This window comes from Verrucomicrobiota bacterium JB022, assembly GCA_030673845.1.
In the GTDB taxonomy this organism is placed as follows: Bacteria; Verrucomicrobiota; Verrucomicrobiia; order Opitutales; family Oceanipulchritudinaceae; genus WOUP01.
The window spans coordinates 96179-120652 of sequence record JAUTCQ010000013.1 but is presented as its reverse complement, the minus strand read 5'-3'; the positions used below and the strand labels follow the sequence as shown (position 1 = coordinate 120652).

The 24474-nt window shown below is 64.1% G+C and carries 16 protein-coding genes; 5 read left to right on the top strand and 11 right to left on the bottom strand.

The features are described from left to right. Positions 1–2: 2 nt before the first annotated feature. The 3 genes from Q7P63_09335 to Q7P63_09325 all read right to left on the bottom strand — a co-directional run bounded on the left by Q7P63_09335 (position 3) and on the right by Q7P63_09325 (position 4276). Positions 3–1409 (bottom strand): efflux transporter outer membrane subunit, encoded by a 1407-nt coding sequence (locus tag Q7P63_09335; GenBank protein MDP0500288.1) that lies wholly within the window; start codon positions 1407–1409, stop codon positions 3–5. A 58-nt stretch (positions 1410–1467) separates the two neighbouring features. Further along, entirely contained in the window at positions 1468–2118 is a 651-nt protein-coding gene (locus tag Q7P63_09330; protein ID MDP0500287.1) for a TetR family transcriptional regulator, read from the bottom strand. A 133-nt stretch (positions 2119–2251) separates the two neighbouring features. Further along, complete coding sequence (locus Q7P63_09325) at positions 2252–4276, bottom strand: thioredoxin domain-containing protein (protein ID MDP0500286.1); 2025 nt, start codon at positions 4274–4276, stop codon at positions 2252–2254. 430 nt (positions 4277–4706) lie between these two features. Between Q7P63_09325 and mutL the strand changes: the two genes are divergently transcribed. From mutL to Q7P63_09305, 4 genes are all read left to right on the top strand, one after another. Then, positions 4707–6647, top strand: a complete 1941-nt coding sequence (gene mutL, locus Q7P63_09320) for a DNA mismatch repair endonuclease MutL (protein MDP0500285.1) — start codon at positions 4707–4709, stop codon at positions 6645–6647. A gap of 131 nt (positions 6648–6778) precedes the next feature. Then, positions 6779–10858: a PAS domain-containing protein gene (locus Q7P63_09315; protein ID MDP0500284.1), complete on the top strand. Its 4080-nt coding sequence runs from the start codon at positions 6779–6781 to the stop codon at positions 10856–10858. Positions 10859–11017: 159 nt separating this feature from the next. Continuing rightward, complete coding sequence (locus tag Q7P63_09310; protein MDP0500283.1) at positions 11018–13498, top strand: glycogen/starch/alpha-glucan phosphorylase; 2481 nt, start codon at positions 11018–11020, stop codon at positions 13496–13498. 31 nt (positions 13499–13529) lie between these two features. Beyond that, the gene (locus Q7P63_09305) at positions 13530–14408 is read left to right on the top strand and encodes a DUF3108 domain-containing protein (protein MDP0500282.1); all 879 of its coding nucleotides are present in this window, start codon (positions 13530–13532) and stop codon (positions 14406–14408) included. Positions 14409–14413: 5 nt separating this feature from the next. On the opposite strand, the gene Q7P63_09300 is transcribed toward Q7P63_09305, so the two are convergent. The 6 genes from Q7P63_09300 to Q7P63_09275 form a co-directional block, all read right to left on the bottom strand. Beyond that, on the bottom strand, positions 14414–16072 hold the full coding sequence (locus Q7P63_09300) for an ATP-dependent DNA ligase (GenBank protein MDP0500281.1): 1659 nt from the start codon (positions 16070–16072) through the stop codon (positions 14414–14416). Between the two features lie 61 nt (positions 16073–16133). Further along, positions 16134–16577 carry a GreA/GreB family elongation factor gene (locus Q7P63_09295; protein ID MDP0500280.1) on the bottom strand — a complete coding sequence of 148 codons (444 nt, stop codon included), beginning with the start codon at positions 16575–16577 and terminating at the stop codon, positions 16134–16136. Between the two features lie 24 nt (positions 16578–16601). Next, positions 16602–17297, bottom strand: coding sequence for a metallophosphoesterase family protein (locus tag Q7P63_09290; GenBank protein MDP0500279.1), 696 nt, complete (start codon positions 17295–17297; stop codon positions 16602–16604). A 348-nt stretch (positions 17298–17645) separates the two neighbouring features. Further along, positions 17646–19826: a hypothetical protein gene (locus tag Q7P63_09285; GenBank protein ID MDP0500278.1), complete on the bottom strand. Its 2181-nt coding sequence runs from the start codon at positions 19824–19826 to the stop codon at positions 17646–17648. A 430-nt stretch (positions 19827–20256) separates the two neighbouring features. Then, complete coding sequence (locus tag Q7P63_09280; GenBank protein ID MDP0500277.1) at positions 20257–21003, bottom strand: tetratricopeptide repeat protein; 747 nt, start codon at positions 21001–21003, stop codon at positions 20257–20259. Positions 21004–21015: 12 nt separating this feature from the next. Then, entirely contained in the window at positions 21016–22098 is a 1083-nt protein-coding gene (locus tag Q7P63_09275; protein ID MDP0500276.1) for a ligase-associated DNA damage response exonuclease, read from the bottom strand. 90 nt (positions 22099–22188) lie between these two features. On the opposite strand from Q7P63_09275, the gene Q7P63_09270 reads away from it, so the two are divergent. After that, a complete protein-coding gene (locus Q7P63_09270) occupies positions 22189–22803 on the top strand; it encodes a DUF445 family protein (protein MDP0500275.1) in 615 nt (204 codons plus the stop codon). A 92-nt stretch (positions 22804–22895) separates the two neighbouring features. Here Q7P63_09270 and Q7P63_09265 read toward each other — a convergent pair whose 3' ends face one another. Next, positions 22896–23564, bottom strand: coding sequence for a DUF2490 domain-containing protein (locus Q7P63_09265; GenBank protein ID MDP0500274.1), 669 nt, complete (start codon positions 23562–23564; stop codon positions 22896–22898). Between the two features lie 252 nt (positions 23565–23816). Further along, positions 23817–24473 (bottom strand): DUF2490 domain-containing protein, encoded by a 657-nt coding sequence (locus Q7P63_09260; protein ID MDP0500273.1) that lies wholly within the window; start codon positions 24471–24473, stop codon positions 23817–23819. Position 24474 lies beyond the last annotated feature (1 nt).

The following is a 24474-nucleotide window of genomic DNA, read 5'->3' as shown; positions in this document are numbered from 1 at the left end:
GTTTAGCGTTCGAGTTGGACGAGCGGGACGGTGGGCATCTGCTCCCACGCGAAGGGCGCGCCGCCAAGCGCCCGATAGAGGTCGAGGCGGTTTTGCAGGCGCGCGTTGCGGACGGTGAGGTAATCGCTGCGGCTGTTGAAGGCGCGCCGTTGGCTTTCCAGCACGGTGATGATGTTGGTGAGGCCGCGCTGGTATTGATCCCAGGCCAGCTCTTCGGCCCGGTCGTTTTCTTCGGCCGCGAGGCGCAGGGCGTCTTCGCGCTCCGAAAGCCATTGTTGGGAGACAAGGGCGGTTTCGACTTCGCGGAAGGCGTTGAGGGCCGCGTCCTGATAAGTGGCGGCGGCGAGGGAAAAGTTGGCGCGCGCAAGGCGTTCGTCTGCCTTCAGGCGACCAGAGTCGAAGATCGGCGCAGTGAGGCCGCTGACGATCGACCATTGCCCGGCATCGTCGCGCAGCCAGCGGTCGAACTCGCTGCTCACGTAGCCGCCGCTGGCGGTGAGGCGCAGGCTGGGCAGGAAGGCTTTTTCGGCCACGCCCACCTCGCGCGCGGCAGACTGGAGCTGCCGGGCGAGCGAGGCCAGGTCGGGCCGACGTTCGAGGATCTGCGCGGGCAGGCCGGCGGGCAGTGCCGGGGGCAGGGTGGGCAGGTCCTTCAGCGTGGAGAGCTCACCGCCGGGGTAGCGCCCCAGCAGGGCTTCGAGGCTGCGGACGATCGTATCGCGCTGGAGGTTGCGCTGGGCCAGCTGGTTGCGGGCGCTGGCGACATTGGCTCGGGCGAGGCGGAGGTCGAGCGCCTCGTTCAGGCCTCGCTCGAAGCGCTGACGGATGATGTTCTGGCCAGCCTGAAAGCTTTGCAGCGTGTCTTCGGCCAGCAGCACCTGCTGGTTGGCCTCGATCAAGTCGAACCACAGTTGGGAGACCTGGAAGGCGATGGAGAGCTGGGCGGCGGCGTAATCGGCCTCTGCGGCCTGGTAGTCGAGGCGGGCGGCGTCGCGGGCGAGGCGCAGGCGACCCCAGAGGTCGACTTCCCAGCTGGCGGTAAGGCCGGCGTCGAAGCGGTTGGTCGTGGCGTTGTTGCCTTGGGCCTGAGCGCCCGCGCCACGGTTGAAGCTGGCGTCGGCATCGAGACTGGGCCAGAGGTTGGCTCCGGCGCGGCGAGCCCGGGCGGCGGCGGCCTCCATGCGAGAGGCGGCGGCCAGAATGTCGCGGTTGTAGCGAAGTGCCTCCTGGATCAGCTCCGCGAGCTGCGGGTCGTGCCATTGCTCCAGCCATTGGAGCTCCACGGGCTGGGCGGGCTCCGTTTCAGGGACTTCCGTGCCGGCCCAGGAGGGTGGGGACGCGGGTGCAAATTCAGCAACATCGGGGGCCGGGCCGATCGAGCAACCGGCGAGCCCCGCGAGGGAAATCAAACAAACAAGTGTGCGAGTGGTGAGCTGAGGCGGAGCGGGAGGCATGTGGGTGGAAGGATCACCGCTGGGTGACTTCCGCCTGATCGTAGACAAAGCCGGCGGCGACAAAGAGCGTCATTTGCCGGATAATCGACCGGAACGCCGCCGCGTCCGTCTTGCCTGCGCAGAAGCAGGGCATATCCGGGAGGTGCAGAAGTGTGCCGACCATGGTACTCAGGGCGAAATTGAAGCGGATCAGTAGATCGTCGAATGAGAGGTGCGGGACGGTCTTAGCGAGTTCTGCACCAAAGGTGTCGCAGACCTCGCGAAAACACTCACTCTTTAACGCTTGGAGGAGCTCTGGAGTTTCATGGAAGGCGCGAAAAGCCAATCGAATTGCGGTCAGTTTCGGGCGCCCGTTCTCATCGACAAGGGTTTCCCCCATCGGCTCGAAGAAGGCTTCAAAAATCTGCTGGACGGTGAGGGGCAGGCCGCCGCTGCGCTCGCGGCGTTCCTCCAGGTAGGAAAGGCGCAGGCGGTTGATCGGCTCTACGTGGCGGCGCATCAGCTCCACAAACAGGTCGTGCTTGCTGCCAAAGTGGTAATTGACGGCGGCGACATTCGCTCCTGCGCGGTCGGTTATGTCGCGCACACTCGTGCCGTTAAAGCCGCGCTCCGCAAAGAGGCTCTCCGCCGCCTGCAGAATGTTTTCCTTGGTATCACTGGACATCGTTCAGGGGATAAACGCTCGTTTAGATCAGTATTTCAAACACGCTTACGCTCTCAAAGTTGCGTGCAAATACCCGCACGTCCAGCATTAACGTTGCGAGTATCTGATTTTCTGAGGGTAGAACGCCGGGTGTCTAGAATTTTCCGACTAGAGCGTCCAAATCTCGTTCCGGTGCAAGGCATTGGGTGCCCACGCAGAGCTGGTAGCCTTCCAGATCCTCTACCGTTTGGAGGAAGAGCGGTCGCCAGGGGCGAGTCTCCAGCGCGAGGCGGACGTCTTCCCAATTCACCCCACGGCCAGCCTTGAGCACGGCGATGCCGACGGCGTCCTGCGCCCAGTGGGCCATCGCGTGGCCGACGCCCTGCGGCGCCTGATCGATGAGTCCGGTGTAGCAGACGCGTTGGCGCTCCAGCTCCTGCACGTAGCGGGCGTCGCCGGTGAGCGTGTAGAGTTGGGAGAGGATAGAGACGAGGCCGCTGTTGCCGGCGGGGGTGGCCGTGTCGAACCACTCCTTGGCACGGTGCGGGATGCCTTCGTGGTCGTCGCTGGTGAAGAAGTAGCCGACCGCGTTGGGGTCGCGGAAGTGCTTCAAGATGCTGTTGGTGAGTCGCTTGGCGCGGTAGAGGTAGGTGTCGGCGCTCTCCGTCTCCAGCCACTCGACCTTGCTCGCGACCGCCAGCAGGGCCTCGACTGCGGCCACATAGTCGTCGAGGAAGGCGTTCTGGCGGGCCTCGCCGGCGTAGTTGACCGCGTAGAGGCGGGGGGTGTCGCTGTCCGCGTCGCGCATCTGGTGCTCCCACATCCAATCCACGCCAGCCTTGGCCCAGTTCATCCAATCCCAGCGGCCAAAGGTGAAAGCGGCCTCGGCGAGGGATTTCCAGAGCAGCGCGTTCCACGAGACGAGCACTTTGTCATCGCGCGCCGGGGCGACACGGCTTTGGCGATCTTCCAAAAGCAGGCGACGCGCATTTTCGTACAACTGGCGCTGGTCAAAATCGCGCTCAACTAGGGTCAACTGCGTGGTGCCGTGTTCAAAATTGCCCTCTTCGGTCACACCGTAGGCCCGGCAAAAGTCTTCCGCGTCGACGGTCTGCTTGCGGGGCAAGTTGGCGAGCACGAATTCGATCTGCTGGGGCGTCCACACGTAGTAGCTGCCTTCTTCGCCCCCGCTGTCGGCATCGAGGCTGGCGGCAAAGACGCCCGGCTGCAGCATCATCTCGCGCTCCAGCCACTGGCAGGTCTCGTCGACCACCGCGGCAAAGAGCGGGTTGCGGTAGCGCCGCCAGCCTTCGGTGTAGGCCTGGATGAGCAGCGCGTTGTCGTAGAGCATCTTTTCGAAGTGCGGGATCGTCCAGTAGCGGTCGACGCTGTAGCGACAGAAGCCGCCGCCCACCTGGTCGTAGATGCCGCCGCGCGCCATCGCCTCCAGCGTGTGGGGCACGATCTGGTCGATGGCCTGGCGCAACTGGGGCTGGCGGTCATCGATCGCTGCCGTGTTGCGCATGGAGAAGAGGAACTCGAGCAGGCCCGTGGGCGGGAACTTGGGCGCGCTGCCAAAGCCGCCGTATTCCTTGTCGTAGCCGGGCTGCAGGTGCTGCAGGGCCTCGACCAGCGCGGCGTTTTCAAAGCCGTCGCCGGTGGCGCCCACCGGGTCGTTGGCCAGCTTGAGGTTGCCGATGATGGCGGTGGCGTTTTCTTCGAGATCGGCGCGGTTGCGCTTGAAGTAGTCGGACACGCGCATGAGCAACTGCGGCCACGGCACGATGCCCTGGTTGCGGTCTTCGGGCGGGAAGTAGGTGCCGCCGGCAAACGGGCGACCGTCGGGCAGGCAAAAGACGTTGAGCGGCCAGCCCCCGTGGCCGTTGATCATCTGCACGGCCTCCAGATAAAGGCGGTCGAGGTCGGGCCGCTCCTCGCGGTCCACCTTGATGCACACGAAGTGGCGGTTCATCAGCTCCGCGATGTAGACGCTCTCAAACGACTCGTGTGCCATCACGTGGCACCAGTGGCAGCTGCTGTAGCCGATGGAGACAAGCAGCGGCTTGTTTTCGTTGCGGGCCTTCTCCAGGGCCTCTTCTCCCCACGGGAACCAGTCCACGGGGTTGTCGGCGTGTTGACGGAGGTAAAGGGACTTTTCGTGCGCCAGGCGATTCGGCATGTCTGTACCGTGGCGGAACCCGGCCAGATTGCAAGAATAGGGGAAGGCGAGGTGTGAGGAGGTGCGCCGATGCGGGTTGGCAATCGGCTTGCAATTTTGCAGGAATTGTCGGATACAAGATGGAAAGAACGGGGGCCTTGCGGCCCCCTCTGGCTACCTCAGAACGGCTAAGATCATGAGGATAATGGCCAGAATCAGGATCAGTTCGTACCGATTCACCTGATGTCCTTTCTGTTAATCGGAGGCGTAATTGCCTCCGATTCTTTTATATCCGAAGAATCCCACGGGAAGGACAAGCTCGGAAGCTTACGTTTACGCTGTCCACGGATCACTCTACTCCTATCCGCGTAAATCTGCGTCCATCTGCGGCCGAAGATTCGGCTTCGCTCCCATTCTTGCCAAGCGGGCGCGAGCTTGCATCCTGTTTGCGATGCCGAGGATTGTACAACTACCCGACCATGTGGCCAACCAGATCGCGGCCGGGGAAGTCGTCGAGCGCCCGGTGGCTGTCGTGAAGGAGCTGGTCGAGAATTCGCTGGATGCGGGGGCGACGCGCATCGAGATCGAGTTCCGCCAGGGCGGCAAACGCCTGATCCGCGTGACCGACAATGGTTGCGGCATGGACCCGGAGGACGTGGTCAATTGCCTGGAGCGGCACGCCACGAGCAAGATCCGCAGTGCAGATGATTTGAGCCGGATCGCGAGCTTCGGCTTTCGGGGTGAGGCGTTGCCCAGTATCGCGAGCGTGAGCGATTTCCTGCTGCGCTCGCGCCCGGCCGAGGCCGAGTTGGGCACGGAGGTGAAGGTGACGCGGGGCCGCCGGAGCGCGCCGAGCGGCTGCGGCATGAGTCAGGGCACGCATATCGAGGTGGCGCGGCTGTTTAACGCTGTGCCGGCGCGCCGCAAGTTTTTGAAGACCGACCGCACGGAGGCGGCGCACATCACGCACCTGTGCCGCCTCTTGGCGGTCGCGCACCCGGAGGTGGCCTTTACGTTGATCGAAGACGGGCGGGAGGTGTTTCGCAGTCCGGAGTGCGCGACTTTGCGCGAGCGCGTGCAGGAGATCTACGGCGCGCGCCTGGGGCAAGAGCTGGTCGAGCTGGAGCTGGCGGAGGAGACGCACAACGGCGGCAATTACCGGGTTTGGGGCCTGTTGGGCGAGCCGGGGGTGGGGCGGGCGACCCGGGCCGACATGCTGGCCTACGTCAATCGCCGCCCGGTGGACAGCCGTCTGGTCCAGTACGGGTTGGTCGAGGCCTACCACAGCTATTTGCCGAGCGGGCGTTACCCGGTGGCGTATTTGTTTCTCGACGTGCCGCCGGCGACGGTGGATGTGAACGTGCACCCGGCCAAGCGCGAGGTGCGCTTCCGCGAAGAGGGTTTTTTGCGCCGCTTTATCATGGAGGCGGTGCTGGAGACGCTGCGCAAGGCGGCGCGGCATACCTTGAAGCGAGCTGAGCGGGTGGAGGACTTTGCGCCGGAGCCCGAGCCGATAGAGGATGAGGCCGAGGAAGAGGTGGAAGCCGACGATGTGCCTGCCGCGCAGCCGTTGCCGCCCGCCGAGGAGCCGACGTCGCCCCCCGCCAAAGCGACCGAGACTCCGCCAGCGGCGCCCCCCGAGCCGCCCAAGCCTGCCTTGCGCCCGGCCCCGATCGCCAAAGCCGCGCCGCGTCCGCCAATCCGCGTTGCGCCGTTGCCAAAGAAAGAAACGGCAGCGCCTCAGCCTGCTCCGCCCCGGGCAAGCCCCCCGGTGGCGCGTCCGCTGGCGGCGAAGCCGACCGCTGCCCCGGCCCCGCAGTTGAGCTGGAAGGTGCTGGGGATCGTGCAGGATCGGCTGGCCTGGCTGGAATCGCGGGAGGGTGTGGTGTGCCTCAACCTGCGGGCGGCGCAGGAGCGGGTGACATTTGAGCGGATCGAGGCGCAGGGGGCACAGGCCGAGCAGTCGAGCCAGACTTTACTTTTCCCGCTTTCCTTGGAGCTCTCGCCGCTGGAGGTGGATACGGTGGAGCGGCACCCGGGGTTCTGGGAGGAGCTAGGCTTTACGCTGGAGCCTTTCGGCAAGAATTTTTACCGCGTGTCGAGCATCCCGGGCTGGTTCGAGCCGGAGGCGGCGGTCGATTATCTGCACGATTTGATCGGGCTGGTGCGCGAGCAGGGCGCGCGCTCGTTTCGGGCGGAGGATGCCCGGGCTTCAGCGCATCGGCTGGCGGTCAAGCGGCTGGTGCGGCTCTCCCCTTTGCCGACCGAGGCAGAGGTATTGCCGTTGGCCGAAGCCTTGTTGCGCTGTCGCCAGCCGTTGACCAACCCGGAGGGGCAGCCGACTTTCTTTGAGCTACGCAAGGGCGAGATCGACCAGCGGCTGGGGCTGTAGGAGACGTTATCGGTGCTGAGTAAAGGATTGTTGACCGCGGTAAGAGTAAACTTTCCGCAGTAAAAGCCGAATTTGAAGGAAAAACACTAGTTTCATTTCGAATTCCCTTCTTCTAAGATAACGTAAACCCCATGGTTAAAGCACGTCACCCTCGGCCCTCGTGGATCGGAGCGAGCGTCAGCATCTTCCTGCTGCTGACGTTGGCGACTGCTGCGGCGGTGGGTTGGCTGCTCAACCACGACCGTGCGCACCGCCTGGCGGTGGTGCAGGAACGCCAGTGGGCGGATCTTTCCGCCGGCCTGGTAGCGGTGAGAGGGGCGGGCGAGAGCCTGCTGCGCGACCTCGACTTTCTGATTGTGCAGTTCGAGTTCGAGCACGAACATGAGCACCAGCACAGTCACAACCACGATCATGGGGCAGACCACCTCAACGAGGTGTTGAGTGCTTATTTGAGAGCGAAAGCATCGTTCTTTCGCAGCGCTGCCTTGCTGGATGCCGACGGGGCTTTGATCTCCGGCTACTCCCTTGAGGGCGACTCGCCGGAGTTGATTCTAGCGAAGGCGAAAAAAGGTCTGCCTTGGGATGAGGTGCCGGAATTGGCCCTCGGCGAAGTCTACTACGGGGAATTTTCGCTGGATGGGGACGGGAACCCGGAGGCGTGCTGGATGGTCGCGCGTTGGCAGGATGGGGAAGGCAGGCTGGGCTATCTGCTGCTCGAACATACGTCGGCGCTGCTGCTGGGGGTGCTCAAGCAACAAAACCTGTATCTGCTCAATCACACTCACGGGCGCATCTGGCCGGCACCGGGCCCTTTGGATGCACGGGGGCGGCGTTTGCAGGACCATCTGCCGCCATGGTGGGGCGATCTCCGCGCCAGCGAGCAACGCATGCAGGTGACCGATGAGGCCCTGATCAGCTACTTCCCGATGACGCTGCGGCTCAGCCAGACGATGGAGAGCGAAGACGGTCAGCTGCGGCACCGGTTTGTGGGGCCGTTTCGTTGGGGGCTGTTTGCCTACCACCCAAAAGTCGATGAGATGGTGGGGCTGCGGGGGGTGGCGTGGCCGTACCTGGGCTTTTTGATCGCCGCGTCCTTTATCTACTTTCTGGTCGCCATGATCATTGGGCGCAAATGGGGCCGCCAGCGGGCGCTCCATCAGGCGCAGCAAAAGGACCGGACGTTTCTGTTGGGGCTGATCGACTCCTTACCCTTGCCGGTGTTGTTCAAGGACAGCGAGGGCCGCTTCGTCACCATTAATGCGGCGGCGGCGGAGTTTTATGGCCTGCCGGTGCACCAACTTCTGGGCAAGACGGTGAGCGAGGTTGCCCCCGACCGGAAGGTGGCCCAGGAGATCGAGGCGCACGACCGCGAGTTTCTCGCCAGCGGGCGCGACGAGGATGTGCGGGAAGTGCTTTTTCCTGGGTCCATGGGCCAACGGCGCCTGATGGTCTACAAGACCCGCCTGACGGACCCCGAAACCGGCAAGAGCGGGCTGCTGCTCGCGTTGGTGGACGTGACGGAAGAGCGCCGCCTGCAGGCCCAGCGAGACGAGGTGGTGTCGCGCTACCAGCAGATCGCCGCGCAGATCCCGGGCTTGCTGATCCAGTACCAGCGCCTCGCCAACGGGGTGGAGCAGGTTCTGTTTTGCAGCGAGGCTTCGCAGGTGCTCTTCGAGGCGCGGCCGGAGGAGATTTGCGAAAACGTGCAGCTGTTGTGGGACCGCATTCACCCGGAAGACCGGCAGGCGGTGCGCGAATCGCTGTTGTCTTCGGGGCGCACGCTGCAGGAGTGGTACCGCGAGTTTCGCGTGGTGCATACCAATGGCTGGGAGTGGTGGATCCTGGGCCGGGCGCGCCCGCGTCGCCTGCCCGACGGCAGCGTGATCTGGGACGGCTTTTTCAACGACTTGACGCGCCAGAAGCAGGCCCAGCTGCGGGCCGAGCGCGACCGCGATCTGATCCGCTCGCTCTTCAGCAGCCTGACCGACCACGTATCTTACAAAGACCCGTACGGGAACTACCTCGGCGGCAATCCGGCGTTTGGCCGCTTCGTGGGGCAGCCCCCGGAGTCGCTGATCGGCAAGACCGATGTGGACATCTTCGGGCCGCAGATCGGCGAAACCTGGCTGGAGCTGGACCGCAAGGTGGCGGCCGAGCGGCGGACGCTGCGTAGCGAAGCCATCGTCACGGGCAAGAGTGGGCGCGAGGTGATTCTCGATGTCGTGCGCTCTCCCATTCTCAACCGCAATGGCGAGGTGGCGGGCGTGCTGTGCATCAGCCGCGATGTGACGGAGCGGGTCCAGGCCGAAAACCATGTGCGCGAAGTGACGCAGCGCCTCGACGTAGCCACGCGCGCGGGTGAGATCGGGATCTGGGAGTACGAATACGAGTCGGGCCGGATCGTCTGGAACGACATCATGTACGAGATTTTCGGGGTCGACCGGGCTTCCTTCCCGCTGGACTTCGAGAAGTGGGCGGAGATGATCCATCCGGAGGATTTGGCCGCTGCTATCGAGCGGGCGCGCAATGCCGGGCCGGAGGAAAAGACCATCTCGCTCCAGTCCCGGATCTTCCGCCAGCCGACGGGCGAGGTGCGCTTCCTGCGGGCCGTCTGCCGCCTCTTCCGCAACGAAGAGGGCAAGGTGCGGCGCGTGGTGGGCGCCAACTGGGATGCCACCCTCACGGTCGAGGCGGAGCAGAAGCTGATCCTGGCCCGCGACGATGCGGAGAAGGCCAATCGCGCCAAGAGCGAGTTCCTCGCGGTGATGAGCCACGAGATCCGCACGCCCATGAACGGCGTCATCGGTGCGGCCAGCCTGATGCTGAATACCGATTTGAGCGACCAGCAGCGCGACTACCTGCGCACCATTCAGGTGAGCGGCGACAACCTGCTGGCTATCATCAACGACATCCTCGACTACTCGAAGATCGAGGCGGGCCGGATGGAGCTGGAGGCCAGCGAGTTCGACTTGCAGCAGTGTCTCGAAGATTCGCTCGACCTGTTTGCGGTGGAGGCCGCGCGCAAGGGGCTGGAGCTGGGCGTGCAGGTGGCGCCGGAGGTTTCGGCGCGCTGGGTGGGCGATGTCACCCGCCTGCGGCAGATCCTCGTCAATCTGCTCAGCAACGGCATCAAGTTTACCGACGCGGGGCAGGTGGTCATTTACGTGGCGATGGAGGATGCGGCGACGCTGCATTTCCGGGTCGAAGACTCGGGCATCGGCATCCCGGCAGATCGCATCGACCGTCTCTTCAAGTCGTTCTCGCAGGTAGATGCTTCCAATACGCGCCGCTTTGGGGGCACGGGGCTGGGCCTGGCCATCAGCAAGCGCCTGGCCGAGACGATGGGCGGCACGATGTGGGTGGAATCACGCCCGGGGGCCGGCGCGACGTTCCACTTCACCGTCAAGATCCCGGTGGCGGGGGCGGCGACGATGGGTGCGCAATACGAGGAGCGGGTGCCGAGCAAGGCTTTGCGCACCGCCTGGGTCGTGATGCCCAATGTGGTGATCGGGCGCATGTGGGCCGCTTACCTCGAGCGCTGGGGCCTGCGCACCCGCCTGTTTTCCGATATCAATACTTTGCGGGCCGAGTGGACGATGTCGCCGGAGTGCCTGATCGTGGATGCCAGCGTCTCGTACCTGCTCGACGAGTGGCCGGGTGATTCGCGCCCGGCCCGGGTGCTGATGGCCGCACATGCGCGCGATTCGCACCCGAAGGCCGACGAGATCGTGCGTAAGCCGATCAAGCCGCGCCAGCTCTGGCGAGCGGTTTTCTCTCGCCCGGATGCGGCGCGCGAAGTGGCTGCAGGGGCGGGGTCGGATGGCGTGCCCACTTCCCCCCTGAGCATTCTGGTGGCGGAAGACAACCTCATCAACCAGCGGGTCGTACGCATGATGCTGAGCCGCCTGGGCTACGAGCCGATGGTGGTGGCCAACGGCATCGAGGCGGTCATGGCCTTTCAGGAGGGCTATTTCGACGTCATTTTGATGGACGTGCAGATGCCGGAGATGGACGGGTTGATGGCCACCCGGCACATCCGCACCTTGTCGCAGGACGCCGAGCTGCCCTGGATCATCGCGTTGACCGCAGGGGCGATGGAGGGCGACCGCCAGAACGCGGCGGCGGCGGGCATGAACGACTATCTGGCCAAGCCGATCAAGATCGAGTCGCTCCGGGATGCCCTGCGGCGGGCAATGCAGCACTCGGTGTAGCGACATCGAAGTCGTATGTGGTGGAGATGCGTTTTGCCCGGAGAGCGGGCGGGCGGCGAAACGGACGCTTTTTTTCCGATTCGGTTTTGCTAAATGGCGCCCAATGAGCAATTTCCTCCGAAGGAATCTCTACCGCATAACACTCGAACCTAAGTCGTAATGAGCTCTGCCCAGGCTGAAAAGAACTTTAATTTCAACATCAATACCGACGCGAAAGGGTTGAAGCAGTCGATCCTCAACCACCTCAAGTTTACGCTGGCGCGCGATACCGAAACCGCGACCAAGCGCGACTGGTGGATTGCTACCTGCCACGCGATCCACGACCGGATCCTGGAGCGCTTCAACGCCACCATGCGTACCCACCACGAGGGTAACGCCCGCCGCGTCTACTACCTGAGCCTGGAATACCTGATGGGCCGGATGCTGAACAACAACATCTGGAACAGCGGCCTGCACAAGGCGGTGGAAAAGGCGATGAAGGACCTCGGGCTCGACCTCGAAGAGATCCTCGACGAAGAGCACGACATGGGCCTCGGCAACGGGGGCTTGGGCCGCCTCGCCGCCTGCTTCCTCGACTCGCTCGCCACGCTCAACCTCCCGGCGGTGGGCTACGGTATCTATTACGAGTTTGGCCTTTTCCGCCAGGAGATCATCGGCGGCAAGCAGGTGGAGCGCCCCGACAGCTGGCGCAGCTTTGGCTGCCCCTGGGAGATCCGCCGCCCCGAGTACATGAAGAGCGTGCGCGTCTACGGCCGCGTCGACATGCAGTTCGACGAATTCGGCAACCCGCGCCCGAAGTGGATCGACACGCAGGAGATCATGGGCCTGCCCTACGACATCCCGATCTGCGGCTATGGCGCCGAAACGGTCAACTTCCTCCGCCTCTGGGAGAGCCGTGCCTCGCAGGACTTCAACCTCGATGTGTTCAACGACGGCGGCTACGTGGAGGCCGTGCGTGAGAAGGCGATCGCCGAAACTATTTCCAAGGTCCTTTACCCGAACGACAATTCGGAGAGCGGCAAGGAGCTGCGCCTCGTGCAGCAATACTTCTTCGTCAGCTGCTCGCTGCAAGACGTGATCCGCCGCTGGCGCAAGCACAACAGCGACTGGGCCAAGTTCCACGAGAAGAACACCATCCAGCTCAACGACACGCACCCGGCCGTGGCCGTGGCCGAGCTGATGCGCCTGCTCGTCGACGAAGAGGAAATCGCCTGGGACGAAGCCTGGTCGATTACGCGCAAGGTGTTCAACTACACCAACCACACCCTCATGCCCGAGGCGCTGGAAAAGTGGAGCGTGCCGCTGTTCGAAAAGGTGCTGCCGCGCCACCTGCAAATCATTTACGAGCTGAATCGCCGCTTCCTGGAGGAAGAAGTCGAGGCCAAGTGGCCCGGCAACAACGAGATGAAGCAACGCCTCTCGCTGATCGAGGAAGGCAGCCCCAAGATGATCCGCATGGCCTACCTGTCGGTCATCGGCTCCACCGCCGTCAACGGCGTGGCCGCGCTGCACACCCGCTTGCTGAAGGAAGACCTCTTCAAGGACTTCGACGAGCTCTACCCGGGCAAGCTCCAGAACAAGACCAACGGGATCACCCCGCGTCGCTGGCTGCAGGGCTGCAACCCCGAGCTGTCGTCCCTCATTACCGACAGCATTGGCGACGGCTGGCAGTTCGACCTCGACAAGCTGCGCGGCCTCGACAAATACGCCGACGACAGCTCGTTCCGCGAGCGGTTCATGGAGATCAAGCACCGCAACAAGGAGCACCTCGCCCAGATCATCCTCGATCGCACGGGCGAAAAGGTGGACCCGCATGCGATCTTCGACGTGCAGATCAAGCGCTTGCACGAATACAAGCGCCAGCACCTCAACCTGCTCCACATCCTGCACCTTTACCGCCAGCTGCTGCAAAATCCGGATATGGAGATGCAGCCGCGCGTGTTCCTCTTTGGTGCCAAGGCCGCGCCGGGCTATTACCTGGCCAAGCGCATCATCCACGCGATCAACGCGGTGGGCGCCAAGATCAACCACGACGACCGGATCAAGGGCAAGCTGAAGGTCCTCTTCATGCCCAACTACCGCGTGACGTTGGCCGAGCGCATGATCCCTGCCGCCGACATCTCCGAGCAGATCTCCACCGCAGGCAAGGAAGCCTCCGGTACGGGTAACATGAAGTTTGCCCTCAACGGCGCGCTGACCGTCGGCACCCTCGACGGCGCGAACGTGGAAATCCGCGAAGAAGTGGGCCCGGAAAACATCTTCATCTTCGGCCTCACGGTCGAGGAAGTCGAAGCCCTGCGCGCTCGTGGCTACAACCCGTGGGACGTCTATTACCAGGACGAGGACCTGCGCGCGGTGGTCGACTGGGTGGGCAGCAACTACTGGACCCCCTCCGAGCCGGAAGCGCTCAAGCCGATCAAGGACAGCCTGCTGCAAGGCGGCGACCCCTACCTCGCGCTGGCCGACTTCCGCGCCTACGTGGAGGCGCAGCGCCAGGCCAACGATGCCTACGCCGACAAGAAGCGTTGGGCCCGCATGGCGATCTACAACACCGCCCGCGTCGGCAAGTTCTCTTCCGACCGCACGATCGCACAATACGCCAAGGAGATCTGGAATTTGAACGCCATGCGCGTCAAATAGCTCTAAACGGGTAGTGTCTCCCGCCTGTTTCATGATGTTCAGCCCTCAGCGGCACCGCCTCTGGGGGCTCTTGTGCGCCGTCTTCGCCCTGTGCATTTCTGCCGGGGCGCAACCGGTGCTCGACCCTGCCGCGCGCCAGCTCTCGGACGAGTTGGCGCCGCTGCTCGGGGAGCGGCCCATCCCCTTCAAGGCCGGGGAAGAGCTGCATTACAAGATCGGCTGGGGCATCTTTGCCGTCGGCACGGCCGTGATCAAGACCGAGAAGGCCGAATGGGAGGGCCAGCCCGCGTGGAAATTCACCATGCAGGCCCGTACCAACAGCTTTGCCGACAAGTTTTACAAGGTGCGCAACGAGGCCACTTCCTATACCGATCTGGGGCTGACCCGTAGCCTGCATTACGTCAATTCGCAGCGCGAGGGTGGCAGCGAAAAGGACACGCTTTTCGAGTTCGATTGGGACGAGAACCGCGTGCGCTACCAGAACGTGACCGACGGCACCATCCGCGAATGGATTGCCGTGCCGGACCATATTTACGACGTCATCGGCCTCACCTTCCTGCTCCGCACCCTGCCGCTGGATTTGGGAGCCGAGCTGAGCGCGCCGACCACCAACGGCAAGGAAGTGATGCTCAGTACGGTGGAGGTGACGAAGAAGGAAGAAAAGAAGTTCCGCATCGGCAAATACGATACGGTACTGGTCGAGCCCAATGTAAAGGACCTCGGCGGCGTCTTCAAAAAGAGCGACGGCGCGAGCATCTATTTCTGGTTCTCCGACGACAAACGCCAACTGCCCCTGCGCATGGAAAGCGAAGTGGCGGTCGGCAGCTTCTGGGTCGAGCTGGAAAAAGTCGTGCTGCCGGATGACACGGTGATCGAAAAGGAAACCGATCTCCCGCGCCGGCGACGGTAGGGGGCCTACAGCATCTCCTGCTGCAGCGGGCCGCTGGCGACTTCGCCATTTTGTTCGGTGGGTAGACCGCCGTCTTCAAGCAGGAGGGCCTTGAGGGTTTCCAGTTGCTCGGCGTCGGCGGGCTTTTTGTCTTGGCGCCAGCGGTGGATGCGGGGGAAGCGGAAGGCGATGCCGCTCTTGTGGCGGGTGCTGGCGCGGATGCCTTCAAACGCGATTTCGAACACATGATGCGCTGGCACCGTGCGGACCGGACCGCGTTTGGCGAGCGTGTGCTGCTTCACCCAGCGGTCGACCTCGCGGATCTCGGCGTCGGTCAAGCCGCTGTAGGCCTTGGCCACGGGCACGAGCTCGTCCCCATCCCACGCCGCGAGGGTGTAATCGGTAAAGAGGCTGGCGCGGCGGCCATGGCCGGCTTGTGCGTAAATCATGACCAGATCGGCCGTGTAGGGCGCCACCTTCCACTTCCACCATTGGCCGCGCACGCGCCCAGACTCGTAGGGCGAGTCGAGCCCCTTGAGCATGAAGCCCTCCACCCCGCGCTGCCGGCTCTCCTGCCAACGCTGCTCCAGCGTCTCCCAGTCGGGCGCGTCGACCACTTCGGAGGTCAACAGGCGCTCGCCGGCGTGCAAGCGGCCCACGATGCGCTCCAGCCGGGCGCGACGTTCGCGCAGGGGTAGCGGGCGGATGTCGTCCCCGCCGTCTTCAAGGCAGTCGTAGGCGAGGAAGCTGACCGGGCAGTCGCGCAAGATGCGTTCGGGCAGTTGCTTGCGGCTGATCCGCGTCTGCATGGCGTTGAAGCCCAACGGACGTCCCTCGCGCCAGCAGAGCAGCTCGCCGTCGAGCACGGTGCCGTTGGGCAGGCGCGCTGCCGCCTGGATCACCTCCGGGTAGGCCTCGGTCACGAGTTCGTCGCCGCGAGACCACAGGTAAAGCTGGCCATGGCGCTTGATGAGTTGGGCGCGGATGCCGTCCCACTTCCACTCCACCTGCCACTGCGCGCGCTCACCCAGTTCGGTCGTTGGCTGGTCGGTCGGGCTGGCGAGGTAAAAGGGATACGGGCGCGAGGCGTCTTCATCGGTCTCGCCTTTGGCGATGAGGCGCTGGAAAAACTCGGGCGAGGGCTGCCAGTCGCCCATCAGGCGGTGGGCGACGGTGCCGCGGTCGAGCTCCGCCGCTTCCGCCACGCCCCGGATCACAAGGCTGCGGCTGACTCCCACACGAAAGGCTCCCGTCAGCATCTTGTTGAAGACGAAGAGCTGGCGGCGGTCGAGCTGGGCCCAGGTCTCGCGCAGGAGCTGGAATTGCACGAGGTCGTCCCAGTCGCGCAAGGCCAGCAGGCGCTCTTGCACCACGTCGTGCAGCGGTTCTTCGAGCCCTTCGGGGTGGGCCTCCGGCAGGAGCAGGGCGACGGTTTCCGCGCCGTCACCCACGCGCTCGTAGCACTCGGCGACGAGCCAGTCGGGATAGCCGGAGAGGTCGCTCGTCCACTCGCGCAGGCGGGCGCTCTTCACGAGGGCCGGGAAGCGCTTGCCGATGAGGAACCATAGCGTCCATGCGGCATCCTCCGGCGGCGCGCTCTGGAAGTATTCCCGTAGCGCGCGCACCTTCTCGTTGGTCTTGTTGGAGGCGTCGAGCTCGATGAACAGCTGCGTGAAGCGGCGCATGGGGCAACATTATCGACATTTGCGCCGCCCGCGACCATCCCGGAATGTTTGGGCAGCTTGATCAGCCGCGCGTGCCGAGGATTTGCGCCAGGATGTCGGGCGAGGGCGCTTTGGCCTCCGGCGCGGGCTGTTCAACAGCTTCGATCCAGAAGCGGCGCAGGCCACCCGGGGTTTGCCACGCCACTTCGTCGCCCTCGCCATAGCCGAGCAGCGCCACCCCGATGGGCGCGAGCACGGAGATGCGGTCGCCGCCTTGGGCTTCCGCCGGCATCACAACGGTGTAGGTTTCGCGCTCGTCGGTATCGAGGTCGCGAATACGCACGCGGGAGCCCAGGGTGACGAGCAACGAGGGGATGCTGGCCGGGTCTAGCACGGTCGCGCGGCTGATTTCGGTATGGAGGTTATGCAGGGCCACGCCTTTGTTGCCGGAGGCGATGAGGGCGTTGACGAGCGCCTTGAGGCGGTTGTAGTCGGGACGGCTGAGGTAAATGGGCTTGGTGTTCATGATGGTAAAGTCGTGGGTGGCCGATCAGGCGAGGGACGCCAGTTGCGGGCGGAGGTTGAGGGTGGTGGCGGCGGCATACGGGCGGCTGGCGGAGTGCCAGTGCACGAGGCCTGTGCTGGTGTCGACGACGACGTGGTTGGGGAAGGGAGCGCCCCAGTTGAGGCCGGGGTTGACGCAGAGGGTGGGGCCGAGGCGGGCATACCAGTAGGCGGGCCGGTGCTGGTGGCCGCAGAGCACGAGGGCCGGGCGGCGTTGGTGCAGCTCGATCGCGAGGCGCCGGTCGCCCATATCCCGACCGTGGGCGGGGCGAGAGACCGAGCTGCCTGCCGGTGGGGTGTGGACGAGCCAGATGTCGGCTTCACCGTGCGGCAGGGGCTCGTGGTAGTGGCCGATGAGCAGGCGCAAGTCGCCACAGGGCACAATGGAGGCGTGCGCCCAGAGGTGGACGTCGCCTAGCGCGTGTAGCCAGTCGGCGGGTAGCCAGCGGCTGCGGGCGGAGTCCCAGGGGCGGTCGTGGTTGCCGCTGCAGAGGTAGGTGGGCTGGGTCAGCTCGTGCAGCCATTGGCCCACGCAGTCGACTTGTTTGTGGTGGGGCGCCGGGTGGTTTTGGTCGAGCAGGTCGCCACCGAGGCACAAGAGGTCGTGCTCGGGGGCCTGATCGCGGATCCAGTCAAACCACGGCTGCTGGTAATGCAGGTCCGTAACGAAAAGTATTCTCACTGTAGGGCAGGTGCGGTCTTCCTGCGCCCCTCGCGGAAGTGGTCCGCGTAAGGTGGGGCGCAATCGAGGGTTCCCAGCCGTCGCTTTGCGCCCGCCGAGTAAGGAATCGGTGCGGCGGACGCGGTTTCTGGACGGCTCGAATCGTGGTCAAGCCCGGTGTCCGCTCGGCTCGGTCAGGCGCGATGGGCCTGCAATCCGTTTAGCCGCAAACACCGGGAACGCCTCGGTAGGCGACTCGGTTCAGTTCGCGGTAAATACACCGCCGGATCTGAACGCCCAATGCCATATTACAGTGCTACGATTTCTTCCTACCGTGACCGCTTTGCCCGGTAAGTCAAGCCGCACCGCTCAATCCTGCGCATCGAGGAATTGGTCGAGGAAGGGCTGGTTGGGCTGCGAGACGATGTCGATGCCGTCGTTGGTCAGCTGATAGGGGGCGCTCGCGTGCCAGCCGCTCCAGGGCTCGAAGTAGATCATCCAGTTCTCGCCGTTGCCCACGTAGAGCTGGGCGTGATGGACGCCGTAGGTGGGGGCGTCGACCACCAGGTCGTCCACGTCGCGGATCAGGTAAGGCTGCGCGGCAATGCCATCCAGCGTGCCATAGTCGAGGTAGCCGATCTCGGAGAGCACGAGGGGGCGGGTGGTATAGTCGAGCAGGTAGAGCGCTTCGTTTTGCAGGCGAGAGAGGAAGTTGAGGTAGTTCTGCCGGTCCGCCCGCCAGTAGTGGTGAAAGCTGAGGGCGTCGAGCGCACGGGCTTCCAGGCCGTCGAGGAGGGTGGGGAAGGCACCGCCGGGCGCGCCGTAGACGGTGATGAGGCTGGAGACATCGGCGAAGGCACCGGCGGAGACGTGTTGCGTGGCGGTGGCGGGATCGGTCAGGAGCGCGTCGAGCCAGGCAAAGAAGTCGGCGCGGGCTTCGGCGCGCATGGTGTCGCCAGAGGCATCCCAGAAGAGCGGGGTGATATCGGGCTCGTTGCCAAACTCCCAGGCAGGCACGCTGTGCTGGTAGCGGCGCACGAAAAAGAGAGGGATGCGCAGCGCCTCGTCGTGGGCAAAGAACGAGTAGCCCTGATTGCTGAGGCGGGTCAGGATACGCTCGGCGTCCCACGGCTGCAGGTAGGCGGTGTGGTAAGCCGTGGTATCGAGGGCGGGGATCGTGTCGGCGCCCTCGAAGAGCCAGATGCGCATGCGGGTCGGGTCGGTGGGGCTGATGACGGGGCCGTTGCCAAAGTAGGCCGTGCCGTCGGGCGCGTAAAAGTAAAAGGTCGTCTGGCCGTCGAGCAACTGGTTCTGGCCGTTGAAGATGAGGCCCACCTCATAGCGCACCCATTCGCCGGTGTCGGCCAGGCGGGTGGGGTTGTCGATCAGGAAGTTGGTGCCGGTGGGCCAATCGGTCGCGTAGTGCGTGCGCACGGTCGTTTCGTCGAGCACGGGCAGGCTTACGGTCTGGCCGTTGTCGGTATATGTCACGCTGGGGTGGAATGTGGGAGGCACGACGGTGCCTACTGCCGGGATGCCGCGTTCCAGCATCTGCTCGTAAAACTGGTCCTGGGCGTAGAGGTTGATCGGCTCCACCGAGTCGCGGGGATCGCTGCCGGGGGCGGGATATTGCGCGAGCGAGGGATAGCCCCAGGGGCGGAACGAGCCGGCGTCCATCGCCTCGGAATTACGCGCCAGCTCGTCGATATAGTCGAAAACCGTATACGGCGTGTAGTGCCCCGTGGGGTACCGGTTGCGGTGGACGCCGTCGAGGCTCAGGAAGCCTTCATTGGGCGCGAAGAGGTGGGAATTGGAGCCCCAGCGCCCGCCTTCGGCCAAGGTGTCTTCGTAGGCCTCCACGAGGGCGTCTTTCTCGTGGGCACGGTAGGCGGGGAGGTGCGTGTCGCGGTGGTCGAGCGCCACGAGCGGGATACTGTGCAGCGGCAGTGTGTCCCCGGAATCAGGAATACCATCGGTCGGGTCAAGGTCTTCGGTCGTGGTCTGGCGGACGACGATGCGCAACTGGCCGTCGCTGGCGGGCGGGATGATGCCGGCGTCGAAGTAATAGAGGTCGAGGTGGAAATAGGCGGGCTCCCAGGCCTCGATCTGGCGGCGGCGGACCACCACGTCGTTGATCGCGACCTCGATGAAGGCGTCGCGCCAGTGGTAGACGCCGAGGTCGAGAAAACGGTCGGTGGCGGCGGGATCGCGGGCGAGTCGGAACTTTGCGCCGGGCAAGAGGCCGCCGGGCAGCGTCACCTCCGGGCTGGTGTAGGCGTAGAGCAGGTCGTGATGCAGCAGCCCTGCCCAGAAGCGGTAGGGATCGCTTGCGCTGGTGCCCTGGTGGTCGAGGTAGATCCACTTGAGCTGCGGGTACCACCAGATCCAAGGCCAGAAATCTTCACCCGAGCCCATCCAGCGCATGGTGGCGAGGTCGGGGTGCTGGGAGGCGGTGTAGTCCCTCCAGTCGGAGCTGGGCGGGGTGAGGGCGGCGGAAAGGCCGAGGGTACCGGTGAGGAACAGGCAGAGGCAGGGGCGAAAATACTTCATGGCAAGGGAGATCGACGGGTGGTTGGGCTAACAGTCTGGATATTAGCAACCAACCGCACCGGCCACAAGCCTAACGCGCTAGGCGGCTATCCTCATCTACCCGCCGAAAACCTGCTAGTGTCCTTTTGAGCGAGCCCTTTCGCAGTGGCACCCTTCCAGGGTGCAAACTCTGGTTCGAAACTATCCGGTGGTGTCGGACGCCAAGCGTCCTCAACCACCGGCTATCTTGCTGGCATCCCTCCGGGATGCTGCATCATCCAGCAAGCCAAAGGCTTGCCAGCTCTCAGCGCGGGGTTGAGGTCCGCAGTAGCGGACCGACACTCCGGGATTTCTAAGGATCAAGAATGCACCCCAGATGGGTGCCACTGTGGTGTAAATAAAAGCTCGCGTGTGGTGAATAAGGCTCCGTCTTTGTCCACTCAATAAGCCGCTACAGGCTCTTCAACCCTCGCTGGGCGCGCCGGAGGAAGGTCACTTGCCGCTGGCGCCAGTTGCCCTTGAGGCGGCGCACGTTGCGGATCACTTCCTGAAAGGTCTCCCGGGCTTTTTCGCTCTGGCCGAGCTTGGCCTGCGTTTCGCCGAGGCAGACGCGGGCCTCTTCGCCGGGGTAGACGGTCACGAGCTGCTCCAGCAGAGCGAGCGCCTCCTCATTCCGCTCGGCCAGCATCAGCGCGCGCCCTCGCAACAGCTGGCGCTCCTGCTTTTCGGCGGAGATGCCTTGGTCGGGGATGCGGTCGAGCGTATCGAGCGCACCGGGGCCGTCCTTGGCCGCCAGTTGGGCCCGCACGAGGCCTTCCAGCAGCTCGGCATCGGTCGCGTTGTGGCCGTGCAGGCACTCTTCGCGATAAAGGCGCACGGCTTCTTCCGGCTCGCCGTTGCGGGCGAGGGCATCGGCCAGCAGGGCGTAATTGCGCGGCGTAGGCGTTTCCTCGGCCTGTCGACGCAGAGATTTTACGTCGGATTTGGTCGGCTCGGAGCGATGCGCACTGGCCATGCGCACCTGGTTGTTTTGCGCGCGCATCCCCGGCAATACTTCCACCACGAGGTAGATGATCGCGCCCAGCGGCTGGAAGAAAAAGATGAGCAGGAACCACCACCAGGGTGCGCCATGCCGGAAGGCGTGGTAGAGGGCGTAAACCGTCAGCGCAAGCTGGAGGAAGTAAAGGAGCTCGTACATCGTTTACGGGGTCTAGGCCTCGGCGCGGGGAGTGTCAACCGACTCAGGGCGGGCGGCTTCGGCGGGGGTGTCTTCCTGCAGGCCTTCGCCTTGTGCTTCCCCGACGTAGCGGGTGGGGAAAACGTAGGCGTCTTTGCCCTGCTCGCGCAGGTAGCGGCTGAAGGCGTCGACTTGGCCGTGGGTGACACCGATGCGCTCCGCCCCGGTCGCTTCGACGGCCTTGAGCAGGCCGGGCCAGTCCGCGTGGTCGCTGAGCACGAAGCCGCGGTCGAAGTCGCGATTGCGGCGGGCGGCGCGGGTCATCATCCAGCCACTGGCAAAGGCCCAACTGACGCCGCCGAGCTTGCGGATCAGCCCCACTTCCTGCGCGGCGGAGGAGGTCACGATCAGGCCCCGGCCCTTCAGCTCGGGCACGGATTCCTCGCTCAAGGGCATGGTTGGCGCGAGCTTCACCCCGGCGCGCTCGTACATCGGCAGGTAGGTCTTTACGCTCCCGTGCACGGCAATCGGCCCGAGGGAAGCGTCGAGCCCGGCCAGTAGGCGCTGGCTCTTGCCGAGCGGGTAGGCGGGCAATACGCTGGCGAGGCCCTGCTCCTGATTGCGCCGCCACCAGGCGTGGATCTCGCCAAAGACTTCCTGGGGCTCCGGCCAGCGGTAGATCGGCAGCCCGAAGGTCGATTCGGTGATGAAGGTGTGGCAGCGCACGGGCTCCCACGGGGTGCAGGAGTTGCTGGCGTGCGTCGGGTTGTAGTCTCCACTGACAACCCACACCTCACCTTGGTGCTCGATCCGCACCTGCGCGCTGCCGAGGATATGCCCGGCGGGGTGCAGCGACACCTTGACGCCGTTGATCGTGGTCGAGCCGCCGTAGGGCAGCGTCTCGATCGTGGACTGGCTGCCGCCGACGCGTTCGCGCAGGATTTCGCGGCCCACCTCGGCGCACAGGTAAATGCGGGCACCCCGGCGCGCGTGGTCACTGTGCGCGTGGGTGATCACTGCCCGGTCGACGGGGCGCCATGGGTCGATGTAAAAATCGCCCGCCGCGCAGTAGGGGCCGGACTCGGTGGGTTGCACGAGGGGTGCGCGCTCGCTCATGGTTTTACCAGTGACACGTTTGCGCGCCTGCGCCAAGCATGGCCCCAAAACTTGCATTACGGCCCATCCCGCGCCTTATTGCATAACCCCATGCAGTGGATCATTCTGGCAACGCTCCCGTTTATCTCCGCCCTGATTGGCTGGCTGACCAATCGGCTGGCTATCCATATGCTCTTCAGCCCGCGCGAGGAGAAGCGGCTGCTCGGCATTCGCTACCAGGGCCTGATCCCGCGCCGCCAGCGTGAGATCGCCTCCAAGACGGGCGAAATCGTGGCGACCGAGCTGCTGACCTCCCACACCTTGAAGGCCGAGATCCAGAAGATCGACCTCAACCCCTACCTACGTCAGGCGGCCGACACGTTGATCTACGAGCGCATGGGCCCGCGCCTGAAAAAGATGCCGCTGGTCGGTAGCTTCCTCAACGACAGCATGTTGGGGCAGGTGCACAAGATCGCGCTGGAGGAGATGACGCGGCAAGCGGAGCCGATCAAGGCGCGCTTTGCCAACGAGGCGGAGCAGCACCTCGATGTGCAGCGTCTCGTGCGCGAAAAGGTGGAGGCGTTCGATTTGGGCCAGCTGGAGGCGGTCATCCACCGCTTGGCCGGGCAGGAGTTTCGCCAGATCGAGCTGCTCGGCGGCGTGATCGGCTTTATTGTGGGCCTCGTGCAGCTCGGCCTCATGCTGCTCGCGCAATCGGTGGGGTAGTGGGGTGCCCCCGTATCGCCTTCGCGAACCGCGCACAAAAAAGCCCCGTTGGTTAAAACGGGGCTTCATCAAAGGGATGGTTTTCTCGGGTCTTAAAACGAGAAGGTGCTGGAGACGCCGATGACGTGGAAGCCCGCCCAGTCGTCGCTCTGCACGGCGGTGCGGCCCGACTGATACATGTAGTAGGTGCTGGCCTTGATGTGATCGTTGATCTTGAAGCCGAGCATGACCGGGTAAAAGCGATTGGTCATGAGGCGCTCGGCATTGAAGTCGTAGTAGATCTCGTTGGCGATGCTGACGGAGGTCATCCCGGGGAGCCAGGCGGCCTTGTAGGTCAGCATGGTGCGGTGGCGGAAGCGGTCGAAGGCTTCGTTGCCGGAGCCTTCGCGGCGGCGTGCTTCGTAGCGGTTGCGCAGCTTGAGGGAGAGGCGGTCCGTCAGCTTGAAGGTGGGGTTGAGCTCGAATTCCAGGCGGTAGGTCTCGCGCCAGTCGCCGGGGCGACGCTGGGATTCGATGGTGGGGCTGATGACGAAGGCCCAGGTGTCGTTGAGCTGGTACTCGAATTTTTGCGTCAGGCGAAGGTAGTCGAGCTTCAGCCCATCGGTGTGGCGGTTTTCCAGATTGGTCTGGGTGGAAAAGTCACCGCTTTCCCAGACGTCGAAGGCCCAGGCGGCCCAGTACTGGGTCGGTTCGGCCTTCAAGCAGGCGGCGCTGCCCAGCAGAAGGGCCAGGAGGGTGAGGATGTTGCTGATTCGAGACATGTTCGGAACGTGTTTGTGACAAAAAGGTCGAGGTATAACGCGAAGTGCGCCCTGCAGGCGCAAGAAGGAAGTGGGAAGAAGGAACGGCGCAGCGTGGCGCAAGTGTCGTGCCGGATGGGGCCTGCGGTGGGAGGGAGACAACGTAATGGGTGGATAAAGAAGCCCCGCCCGGGTGGGCGGGGCTATGATTGGTTGCTCTTCTCTATCTCACTCTGTCTCTCTATCTCGCTCTCTTCTGTGAAAAGTCGGGCGTCAGAATTTCAATTTGCTGGAGAGGCCGAGGACGTGGGTGCCATCCCACTCGTTGCTCAGGCCCTGACGCTTGCTTTGATAAAGGTAATATACGGCTGTGGAGATGTTTTCATTAAGCTTAAAAGTGAGGCGAATGGGTGAATATCGGTGGACGATGGGCCGTTCGGCGTCGAAGCTGTAAAACATTTCGTAAGATGCGCTGTAAGAAGTCATTCGGGGCAGCCACGCAGCCTGGTAGGTTACGGTGGCCAACGGGCGGTAGCGGTCGGCCGAGTCTCCCATCTCGCCCTCTTCTCGGCGCAGTTCGTAGCGGTTGCGGAGGGAGAGGCTCAGTTTGTCGCTCAGCTGGAAGGTGGGCGTCACCTCCAGCTCGAGGCGGTAATACTGCTGCCAGCGCCCATCGCGCCGCCAGTTTTCCACGGCCGGGTGGGCTCCGATGCTCCAGGTCTCGTTGAGGGCGTAATTGATCTTCTGGCCGATGTAGAAGAAGCTGAAGTCACCGTCGTCGAAGTGATATTGTTCGAGGGCGGTGGCGGTGGAAAAACCGCCGCTTTGCCATTCCGGGAAGGTCCAGGCGGCCCAGTATTGCGTCTCCTCCGCCCGAAGCTGGGGGGCGGCGATGCTGGCCAGGCCGATGATCAATGCTGTCTTGCGCATG

Excerpts from the sequence above, each read along its gene's own strand:
- Q7P63_09330 (MDP0500287.1), bottom strand. The coding sequence starts at position 2,118 with ATGTCCAGTGATACCAAGGAAAACATTCTGCAGGCGGCGGAGAGCCTC.
- Q7P63_09325 (MDP0500286.1), bottom strand. The coding sequence starts at position 4,276 with ATGCCGAATCGCCTGGCGCACGAAAAGTCCCTTTACCTCCGTCAACAC.
- mutL (MDP0500285.1), top strand. The coding sequence starts at position 4,707 with ATGCCGAGGATTGTACAACTACCCGACCATGTGGCCAACCAGATCGCG.
- Q7P63_09315 (MDP0500284.1), top strand. The coding sequence starts at position 6,779 with ATGGTTAAAGCACGTCACCCTCGGCCCTCGTGGATCGGAGCGAGCGTC.
- Q7P63_09310 (MDP0500283.1), top strand. The coding sequence starts at position 11,018 with ATGAGCTCTGCCCAGGCTGAAAAGAACTTTAATTTCAACATCAATACC.
- Q7P63_09305 (MDP0500282.1), top strand. The coding sequence starts at position 13,530 with ATGATGTTCAGCCCTCAGCGGCACCGCCTCTGGGGGCTCTTGTGCGCC.
- Q7P63_09300 (MDP0500281.1), bottom strand. The coding sequence starts at position 16,072 with ATGCGCCGCTTCACGCAGCTGTTCATCGAGCTCGACGCCTCCAACAAG.
- Q7P63_09295 (MDP0500280.1), bottom strand. The coding sequence starts at position 16,577 with ATGAACACCAAGCCCATTTACCTCAGCCGTCCCGACTACAACCGCCTC.
- Q7P63_09285 (MDP0500278.1), bottom strand. The coding sequence starts at position 19,826 with ATGAAGTATTTTCGCCCCTGCCTCTGCCTGTTCCTCACCGGTACCCTC.
- Q7P63_09280 (MDP0500277.1), bottom strand. The coding sequence starts at position 21,003 with ATGTACGAGCTCCTTTACTTCCTCCAGCTTGCGCTGACGGTTTACGCC.
- Q7P63_09275 (MDP0500276.1), bottom strand. The coding sequence starts at position 22,098 with ATGAGCGAGCGCGCACCCCTCGTGCAACCCACCGAGTCCGGCCCCTAC.
- Q7P63_09270 (MDP0500275.1), top strand. The coding sequence starts at position 22,189 with ATGCAGTGGATCATTCTGGCAACGCTCCCGTTTATCTCCGCCCTGATT.
- Q7P63_09265 (MDP0500274.1), bottom strand. The coding sequence starts at position 23,564 with ATGTCTCGAATCAGCAACATCCTCACCCTCCTGGCCCTTCTGCTGGGC.
- Q7P63_09260 (MDP0500273.1), bottom strand. The coding sequence starts at position 24,473 with ATGCGCAAGACAGCATTGATCATCGGCCTGGCCAGCATCGCCGCCCCC.